This is a genomic window from Capnocytophaga sp. oral taxon 380 str. F0488 (assembly GCF_000318255.2).
Lineage (GTDB): Bacteria > Bacteroidota > Bacteroidia > Flavobacteriales > Flavobacteriaceae > Capnocytophaga > Capnocytophaga ochracea.
Genome location: NZ_KB291213.1, coordinates 15,692 through 24,605, shown reverse-complemented (window position 1 = coordinate 24,605; position 8,914 = coordinate 15,692). Strand labels below are relative to the sequence as shown.

General features: G+C 39.5%; 8 protein-coding genes and 1 riboswitch. All 8 genes read left to right on the top strand.

Annotated elements, in window-relative coordinates:
- Positions 1 to 157: 157 nt before the first annotated feature.
- Positions 158 to 448: a hypothetical protein gene (locus tag HMPREF9078_RS08050; protein ID WP_009420211.1), complete on the top strand. Its 291-nt coding sequence runs from the start codon at positions 158 to 160 to the stop codon at positions 446 to 448.
- Positions 449 to 525: 77 nt separating this feature from the next.
- Positions 526 to 1,386, top strand: a complete 861-nt coding sequence (locus HMPREF9078_RS08045) for an SDR family oxidoreductase (RefSeq protein ID WP_009420210.1) — start codon at positions 526 to 528, stop codon at positions 1,384 to 1,386.
- Between the two features lie 60 nt (positions 1,387 to 1,446).
- Positions 1,447 to 2,751, top strand: a complete 1,305-nt coding sequence (brnQ, locus tag HMPREF9078_RS08040; RefSeq protein ID WP_009420209.1) for a branched-chain amino acid transport system II carrier protein — start codon at positions 1,447 to 1,449, stop codon at positions 2,749 to 2,751.
- Positions 2,752 to 2,795: 44 nt separating this feature from the next.
- Positions 2,796 to 2,886: riboswitch (TPP riboswitch) on the top strand.
- A gap of 95 nt (positions 2,887 to 2,981) precedes the next feature.
- Positions 2,982 to 5,144, top strand: a complete 2,163-nt coding sequence (locus tag HMPREF9078_RS08035; protein ID WP_009420208.1) for a TonB-dependent receptor — start codon at positions 2,982 to 2,984, stop codon at positions 5,142 to 5,144.
- A gap of 97 nt (positions 5,145 to 5,241) precedes the next feature.
- Positions 5,242 to 6,825, top strand: coding sequence for a C10 family peptidase (locus tag HMPREF9078_RS08030; protein ID WP_009420207.1), 1,584 nt, complete (start codon positions 5,242 to 5,244; stop codon positions 6,823 to 6,825).
- A gap of 2 nt (positions 6,826 to 6,827) precedes the next feature.
- Positions 6,828 to 7,289 carry a hypothetical protein gene (locus HMPREF9078_RS08025; RefSeq protein WP_009420206.1) on the top strand — a complete coding sequence of 154 codons (462 nt, stop codon included), beginning with the start codon at positions 6,828 to 6,830 and terminating at the stop codon, positions 7,287 to 7,289.
- Positions 7,290 to 7,344: 55 nt separating this feature from the next.
- Positions 7,345 to 7,659, top strand: a complete 315-nt coding sequence (locus HMPREF9078_RS08020; protein ID WP_034543321.1) for a hypothetical protein — start codon at positions 7,345 to 7,347, stop codon at positions 7,657 to 7,659.
- A gap of 15 nt (positions 7,660 to 7,674) precedes the next feature.
- Positions 7,675 to 8,808, top strand: a complete 1,134-nt coding sequence (locus HMPREF9078_RS08015; RefSeq protein WP_009420204.1) for a clostripain-related cysteine peptidase — start codon at positions 7,675 to 7,677, stop codon at positions 8,806 to 8,808.
- Positions 8,809 to 8,914: the final 106 nt, after the last annotated feature.

Here is an 8,914-nt window from a genome sequence, read left to right as displayed (position 1 = left end):
TGTAGAGCCACTGTAGAGCCACTGAAGACCCACTCTAAATTCGTTTAGTGTATAGTTAAAATATATCTATCTGTCATTCGTCATTTGTTATTTGTTTTTTTATTTGGCGGTTAGTAAATAAAGAAGTACTTTTGTTAAACCAAATTGTATTCTGACTATGAAGAAATCAAAATCAGGTGTCATTCATTTTCTTACCAAAGAAGAAGGCGGACGGCAACACCCTCCTAGCGGTGAGGTCTATTATGCCTCCACTTACATCGAGCAATTGCCTCAACCAAATTGGAGCATTATTATTGAATTTGAAGAGCCTATGAAAACAGGTGAATACAGTGCTTTGTGCCAAGTGAGGTTTCTTGTCGGTCACGCCCCCGCTTATATCTTAGACGAACTTCACGAGCTCAAAGTGTATGAAGGGGCTAAAATCGTAGGAAAAATTGTGTTCGATTAGTTATTTTTCGTCGCAAATTTAGCCAAAGTTTAAACATTAGCTAAGTTGAAAGTCTTAAATCAATTTATTAAAACAGTATGAAATCATCAGAAAAAATATTATTAGCCGGAGCGACCGGTTATTTAGGTCAGTTTATATTAGCTGAACTCTTAAAAAAAGAATACCCTACCCGCATTATAGTGCGCAATAAGTCGAAAATAGCACCCGCTTTACTTACCCACCCGCTATTAGAAGTAGTCGAGGCTGAGGTAACAAAACCTAATACTTTACTCGGTGTGTGCGAGGGGGTTACCCAAGTGATTTCCGCTGTCGGAATTACTCGGCAGAAAGACAAACTCACCTATGAGCAAGTAGATTATGCGGCTAACAAGAACTTGCTTGACGAAGCACTGCGCTCAGGGGTACGTAAGTTCGTATATATTTCCGTATTAAACGGCGAAGCAATGCGTCCTATTGCCATTGGGGCTGCCAAAGAGCGTTTTGTAGATACCCTTAAAACCAGTGGAATGGACTACTGTATCGTGCGTCCATCGGCTTTTTACAGCGATATAGCTACCTTCTTTTCAATGGCAAAAGAAGGTAAAGTGCGTCTCTTTGGCAAAGGGCAATACGCTATGAATCCTATTCACGGCGAGGATTTAGCCGAGGTGTGTGTAGCGCAATTAGAGAGCTCCGAAAAGGAAGTGAATGTAGGAGGGGCTGAGGTGTTCACCCAGTATGAAATCGCTACTTTGGCTTTCGAGGTGTTACATAAGCCTGTGAAGGTCGGTTTTTTGCCTGATTGGGTACGGAAGTCCGTTTTGAAAATAGGCAAATATCTCTTGCCTAAAAGTGCTTACGGCACTATAGAATTCGTTTTCACCGTAATGGCAATGGATTCGGTAGCGCCAATGAAGGTAGGAAAACATAGGTTGAAGGCATTTTTTGAGGGGCTTTAAAATAAATATTTGCATTTGTAGTATAAAATTACTATTTTTGCAAAGTTATTCTCTACCTCTATGCATCATATTCGTAAAAGCAAATGGAAAACTATTACCACCGTAGGCTTCGCTTTATTTGCGATGTTCTTTGGGGCGGGTAATCTTATATTACCTCCGTTCATAGGTTTAAGAACCGAAGGGGAATGGGGTATGGCGTTGTTAGGCTTTTTTATCACCGCTATTTTAGCTCCTTTCTTAGGGGTGTTAATGGTGGCTAAAACGGGCACTCACTTCACTGATTTAGGGAAGAAAACGCACCCTTGGCTCATTAAAATCCTTACGTTATTAGTTATTTTATGCATAGGTCCTTTGGTAGCTATCCCACGCACCGCTGCTACTACTTTTGAGGTAGGCATACAACCCTTATTACCTGCTTTTCCTAAGGTGTGGTTCATCGTTTTATTCTTTGCCGTTGTAACCGCATTATCTATATCGAAATCTAAGATTGTAAGCATTATAGGCAGGTTTCTCACTCCTTTTCTGCTGATAGTTTTAGTACTGCTTATTGTTTTAGGCGTATGCTTTCCTCCCGATAGTATTACCTCTACGGCATTTACCGCCATCGAAAGTTTTTCGTTAGGTTTCTTAGAAGGCTATCAAACAATGGATTTGCTGGCTTCGGTTATCTTTGCAGGTATTGTTATTGCAGCAGTAATAGATAGTGGATATACCTCACGCAATGAGCGTGTTTCTGTTACTTTTGCGGCTGGAATGCTTTCTACGCTCTGTTTGTTGTTTATTTATGGAGGGCTTATCTACTTAGGCGCCACTACCGATTACCCTTTAACTGATAGCGTACAACGCACTGAGCTTTTGTTACACATTTCTCATTCTGTTTTAGGGAAATGGGGCACTATTACTATTGCCTTAGCTATTGTTTTTGCTTGTCTTACTACCGCTATTGCTCTTACATCGGCAGTGGGCTTGTTCTTTGAAGAAGTAACTCACCAACGCGTCCCGTACAAAGTAGGTGCTATAGCCTGTACGCTTATTTCAGTAGTATTATCAATTAACACGGTGGATAATATCATCAACTATGCGATTTATATTCTGCTATTTATATACCCCATAGTCTCTACTCTCATTATAACCGTTTTATTCTTCGACCGCTTTGTAAATAGCAAATTACCCTATATTTTAAGCGTATTGGTCACTGCTATTATTTCCACTATTGATAGCTGTCAAACATTAGGACTTCCCTTTGATAAGCTTTATGAAATTAAAAGCCTATTACCTTTGAGCGATTACGGTTTAGAATGGTTTTTACCTGCCTTGCTAACTTTTATTATTACAGCTTTCATAAAAGGCTTTCAGAAGAAATAATTAGCGTATTATTTGCGGTTTTGATATTTATTTGTACTTTTGCGCCGTCTCATAAGGGGTGCTGTAACAGGCTGAGATTATACCCATTGAACTTGAACGGATAATCCCGTTGAAGGAATGAAACTAAGCAATTGGAGCTTGTTTTTGCTTTTGGGTAGCATAAACAGGCTTTTTTATTTTATTAACACACCAAATAATAGCCTCTTTTATTTGTAAATATTTATTTTACAATGAAAAATGTACTTTTGTACACTGCTATTTGCCTTACTACATCGGCAATGGCACAACAGACAATAGAGCCTGACTCTATCGTCCCTTCACCTAAGCCCATTCAGTTAGACGAAGTATTAGTATCGTCCGTGAGGGCTACCAGAAAACTTCCCGTAACCTTTTCTAACCTCTCTAAGGAGGAAATCAAGACCAAAAATTTCGGTCAGCAATTGCCTTTGTTGTTAGGTCAGTTACCTAATGTGGTGAGCTATTCCGAAGATGGTTCGGGCTTCGGTAGTAGCAATATGTTTGTACGTGGGAGCGACTTGTACCGCACCAATGTAACTATCAACGGCATACCGCTCAACGACTCCGAATCACAAGGGGTTTTCTGGTATAATCTCTCCGACTTTGCTTCTTCTGCCGAGAGCATACAGTTGCAACGCGGGGTAGGAACTTCTTCTAATGGAGCAGGAGCTTTCGGCGCCAGCCTAAACGTTCTCACCGATGCTGTACAAGAGCAGTCATCAGGAGAACTCGCTAACTTCTATGGCAGTTATAATACTCACAAACACAGCCTTAAACTTTCCACCGGAAAACTCAACGACCGTTTTGAACTCAGCGGACGCTTTTCTGTTATCAAGAGTGATGGCTATCGCGATCGCGCTTCCTCCGACCTTAAATCCTATTTCTTACAAGGCGCTTATAGCCACGGGGGTACGCTCATCAAAGGATTGGTATTTGGTGGCAAGCAAAGTGTATATCTCACTTATTTGGGAGTAGATAAAGAAACTTTGAATAGTAATCGCCGTTATAATCCTGCGGGTGAATACAAAGATGCTGCTGGTAACAAACGTTTCTATGAAAACGAAACCGATAACTATCAGCAAGACCACGCCCAACTGCATTGGACGCAACAGTGGAATACTGCGTGGCATACGCAACTTTCCTTCCACTACACCAAAGGTAAAGGCTATTGGGAGAACTATGAGAAGAAAAAATATTCTAAGGTAGGATTGCCCAAAGTGCTCGACGGAGCAGGCAAGGAGCAAAAAGCATACATCATTCACCAACAAGGATTAGACAACGATTTCTGGGGTACTACTTTTTCGGCAAACTATCAGAAAGACGGTGTGCAACTGCTCTTTGGAGGATTGCTCAATCGCTATGAAGGCTCGCATTACAAAGACTTGCTATGGGCAGAAAAAGCGCCTTTTGTGTATGGCAATCGTTATAGTTACGAAGGACTCAACACCAAAGAAGAAGTGGCAGGCTACGGGAAACTCACTTGGCAATTTGCCCCTAAATGGAGCCTGTTTGCCGATGTACAATTCCGCCACGTAGGGTATAAGGCGAATAAATACAAAATAGACGAAAGCCTTAACAGTTTCAACCCTAAGGCGGGTATTACCTTCTTCTTGAATGCACATAACGACCTTTACCTCTCTTATGCTCGTGCTACCAAAGAGCCTAACCGCTCCGATTACAAGAGCTATTACGAAGCCTTACAGGACGACCCTAATGCTAAAAAACCTATCGCCGAGAAGCTCAACGATATCGAACTCGGTTGGCGACTCACCACCCCAAAAGTACGTTTAAATCTCAATGGTTATTATATGAGCTATGAAGACCAATTAGTACTTTCAGGGAAACTCAACAGCACCGGTTATCCTATCCGTGAAAATGTAGGCAAGAGTTATCGTGCAGGAATTGAAGCCGATGCGATGGTGCAACTCTCAGAGCGTTGGTTCTGGTCGCCTAACATAGCTTTTAGCAAAAATCTAAACAAAGATTATAAGAGTCAAGATGCTGAGGTAGCCACTCGCACTATTAGTTGGGGTGATACTCGCATTTCGTATTCTCCTGATGTAGTGCTCGGTAATACAATTACTTTTATGCCTATTGAGGGTTTTCAAATAGGGTTAATTTCTAAATATGTAGGTGCGCAATATGTAGATAACACCGAGCGTGAGGAAGCAAAACTCGATGCTTATTTCGTGAATAACCTCAGTTTGCAATATGAGTGGAAACCTAAAAGCACTTTCAAATCGGTATTGTTTTCGGTAATGGGGAATAACATTTTCAATACCAAATACACTCCTTACGGCGATAACGGCTACGGAATGGTGTATATACCCGCTGCCGAAGCCAATTACTTAGCAGGGGTAACGCTTAGTTTTTAGGAGATAAAAGATAAAGTCTGCTATAGTTTTTGTTACTTTGTTTTGAAGTTTCCATTTCTTTTATTATCTTTGTCGCGAATAAAAAAACAAACCTTATATGAGAAAGTTTTTATCTATTTTTATCGCAGCAGGACTCTTCTTTTCCTGCCAACGCGAAGAGGCAGATGCCCCGTTCGCAACCGACACTGATATTTCAGTATTACCCAATACTGAAACGAAGGCTTCAGACAACGGACTTTTAGGTTGGGTAGCTCTCACAGGGCAAACCCATATTTCGGCGGAGGAAGCCCAAGAAACCGCTCTCGCTACCGCAATGCAAATGCGTGAAGTAGAGGGTATCGTTACCAAAGCTCCCCTAAAAATTGGCTCTGTTGAGGTAGTAAAAGGCGACACTCGTAAGCCTTACGTACCTACCAAAGGCAATGCAAAACCCGAACAAGCCGATGTCTACATTGTAAACTTTGCCAATAACCAAGGTTATGTAATTACCTCAGCTGATAGGCGTATTCCTAGTGTATTAGCCTACAACTCCTACGGACATCTCGGTGATACTATTAGCAACCCAGGACAAGCAATACTGTTTAGCTATATGCAGGCATATATAGAGGAACAGCGTGCCGCCTTTGAAGCTAATAAAGAAAAACTCGCTACTGAGGCAGAAGAAGCCATTTTCAAACAGCTTTCTAAAGAACGACAAGCAGAGCTAATAGCACAAGGACTCTTTGATAAAGAGGGTAAACGAGTGAAGAGTAAGTTTGAACCAGATGAAGGGAAAGGAAGAAAATTTAAAAACTTCCTTTGTATAGAACCTGATCACTACAAAGAAGATATTTATATTTATGGAGAGTGGAAAACAGATGTAATAGGACCTTTAGTGAAAACTCTTTGGAGTCAAGAAAATGATTATAATGAAAAGGTCTCTATGCAGTGTGGTAATAATAAGGCTCCTGTAGGTTGTGTATCTGTTGCTGTTGGACAACTATTAGCCTATCACAAAAAACCAGATAGCGTTGTAGGACGAAAAATGCATTGGGATGATATGACTAAAATAGATAGTGGAGATATGTTCTCTAATATTTATAGTCATAATGTATGGAACAACTCTACTGCTAAAGAAGACATTCAATATTTATTAGCTCACTTGGGAGATAATGATTTGTTAGAAATGAAATACACTTGTGACAAAGGTAGTAGTTCAGACGTAGATAAAGCTCTCCATACATTCCATCAATTGGGTTATAAAGATGCTTATGTGGAAAATTTCCAAGTCCCAAAAGTTATTTCAGAAATAAAAAAAAGGAACCCTATCTACATAGGAGGTAGTGATATTGTAGAAACATATAAAACCGGGTGGTGGATATTTAAAACAACACATTATAAATATTCTGGTCACGCGTGGGTTATTGATGGTTATATGAAAAGATATAGAACTGTAGAAATGCACACAACCTGTGATAGCCCTGATGATTTTCTTCACGTGGGAGAAGAAGGATTTAGCTTAGTACACTACAATTTAGGTTGGGGAGGATATAAAGATGGCTCAAGTCCCTATCACGGAAGTGGTTGGTATAATTTGGGAATATTTGATACTAATGGGGATAAAGAACCTTCAAACGCATACAAATCAGGAGTTAAAGGTAACTATCAATATAGAGTTAAAACAATCCTTAATATTAAATAATTATGAAAAGTATATTTTATCTCACAATATTATTATTTGTTAGTATCATTTCTTGTCGAGAGAAAGATGAAGAAAGAGCGTGTTCTCTCCCTCTTCCTGAATTAACCTTTGCTATCAACAAAACTTCTAAACTTTACAAGGAATTTATAAATGAAGAAGGAAAAATTGATAAAGCAAATATTAGCTTATATAAATTACTTGAAGGAGAGAAAAAGGCGTATGAATATAATAGTTATGAAACCACCAAAGCAGAAAAGACTTATTTATACATTTCAGTTACTCTTCCTTTTAGTAACGATGTTTACACGGGCAAAATAGAAACACTTTATTTGCAGAATGCTACTAAAACTTATAAAATAGAAGTAAATGGTTATATGAAGGATACAGAATGTGGAAAGTATGCAGTTACTAATGAAATTCGTGTAGATGGTGTAAAAGTAGAAAATCATTACTTAGCAAAATAATCTTAACCCTTTGGCAGAGAATCCTCTGCCAGAGGGTATTTTTTTAATTCTTTCTATGCGTTACCTTATATATCTATTGGCAGTCATTGTCCTATCTTGCTCTAAAGAAACTATAGAGCCCGAAAACTATACTCTGCACGTACAAAATCGCTATTTTGAAGCTGTAACCGTTTCGGTAGGTGAGCATTTTTCTGAAAAGTTATCACCCAATACTGTTTCTAAGGCATTTACTTTGCCTAAAGGTACTTATAAAGTAGTAGCCATCACGGCTTCACACCTACGCTTGGAAAGCACAGTACAAATACAAGGCAGTACGGCTGAGCTCACTATTGAAATCTGTCCTAAAGGAAAAATCTACATTACTCATTAACCATTTTGTTAAACTATGCGTTATTACTCTTTGCTTCTTATTGGCTTGGGGTTACTTTCTTGCCAAAAAGATAGCCCAACTCCTGAGCCTTTACCTCCTCACGAAATCACACTCGTGTATATGGTTGCTGATAACGACCTCGCTCCCTATGCCTTAAAAGACCTCAACGAAATAGAACGTGGGTTTGTGCCTAACGGAAGAGACAAACTCTTGCTGTATATCGATAGCAATACTTCTACCGCTTTGCCTTCACACCCTGTACTTTTAGAAATTGTACACGATACCACCGAGATAATAGCCTCTAAAATCATCGCTTCTTACCCCGAACAAAATTCAACTGATAAAACTGTAATGAGCAATGTGTTGAGAGATGCTTTGGGCTATTACAAAGGCGACAATCGTTATAAAGGACTTGTGCTTTGGTCGCACGGCAATGCGTGGCTACCGGAAGGTTATCATATAGAAACCGAAAACAAATCAGGGGTGGTAGTAAAATCGTTTGGGAAAGATATGAGTCCGCGAGAGGGGGCTATGGAGCTTCCTGACCTTGCGGAAGTTTTAAGTCCTTATCGGTTTGAATATATCCTTTTCGACGCTTGCTTTATGGGGTCGGTAGAGGTGCTCTATGAATTACGACATTCTGCTCGTTACTTTATTGCTTCACCTGCCGAAATTCTTGCCGATGGTTTTCCTTATCACCACCTATTGCCTTACCTTATAGGGAAATTACAATTAGAAAAAGCAACCGAAGCTTACTACAACTATTACAATGTTTTGGAGGGTGCACGACAGTCGGCTACGGTTACTTTGGTAGATAGTGAGCAGTTGGAAGCATTAGCTTCTTTCTGTAAACAACTCAACACTTCTGAGTTGTCTTTAACCCACTTGCAACAATACTGTAGGAATAACGAAAAGTATTTGTTTGACCTCAAACAAGTGCTTTTGGAGAGCAAAGCCAGTGTGGCTATAGAACCTATTTGGCAACAACTCTGTAAGGTTGAAAGACACACACCGAGATTTGCTAATATTGCGCTTACACATTGCAACGGACTCAGTGTTTATTTGTTTGGCAAGAATGAAACGCTGAACAACTATTACAAACAATTGTCGTGGTATAGAGCTACAAGGTTTCATTTCTCGTATAAATAGCTTATAATTTTCTAATTCTCAAATTTGTTAATTTGCTAATTTTTCTCTACCTTTGTTGCGTAATAAAAAAATAAACCTTATATGAGAAAGTTTTTATCTATTTTTA

Excerpts from the sequence above, each read along its gene's own strand:
- HMPREF9078_RS08035 (WP_009420208.1), top strand. The coding sequence starts at position 2,982 with ATGAAAAATGTACTTTTGTACACTGCTATTTGCCTTACTACATCGGCA.
- HMPREF9078_RS08045 (WP_009420210.1), top strand. The coding sequence starts at position 526 with ATGAAATCATCAGAAAAAATATTATTAGCCGGAGCGACCGGTTATTTA.
- brnQ (WP_009420209.1), top strand. The coding sequence starts at position 1,447 with ATGCATCATATTCGTAAAAGCAAATGGAAAACTATTACCACCGTAGGC.
- HMPREF9078_RS08015 (WP_009420204.1), top strand. The coding sequence starts at position 7,675 with ATGCGTTATTACTCTTTGCTTCTTATTGGCTTGGGGTTACTTTCTTGC.
- HMPREF9078_RS08020 (WP_034543321.1), top strand. The coding sequence starts at position 7,345 with ATGCGTTACCTTATATATCTATTGGCAGTCATTGTCCTATCTTGCTCT.
- HMPREF9078_RS08025 (WP_009420206.1), top strand. The coding sequence starts at position 6,828 with ATGAAAAGTATATTTTATCTCACAATATTATTATTTGTTAGTATCATT.
- HMPREF9078_RS08050 (WP_009420211.1), top strand. The coding sequence starts at position 158 with ATGAAGAAATCAAAATCAGGTGTCATTCATTTTCTTACCAAAGAAGAA.
- HMPREF9078_RS08030 (WP_009420207.1), top strand. The coding sequence starts at position 5,242 with ATGAGAAAGTTTTTATCTATTTTTATCGCAGCAGGACTCTTCTTTTCC.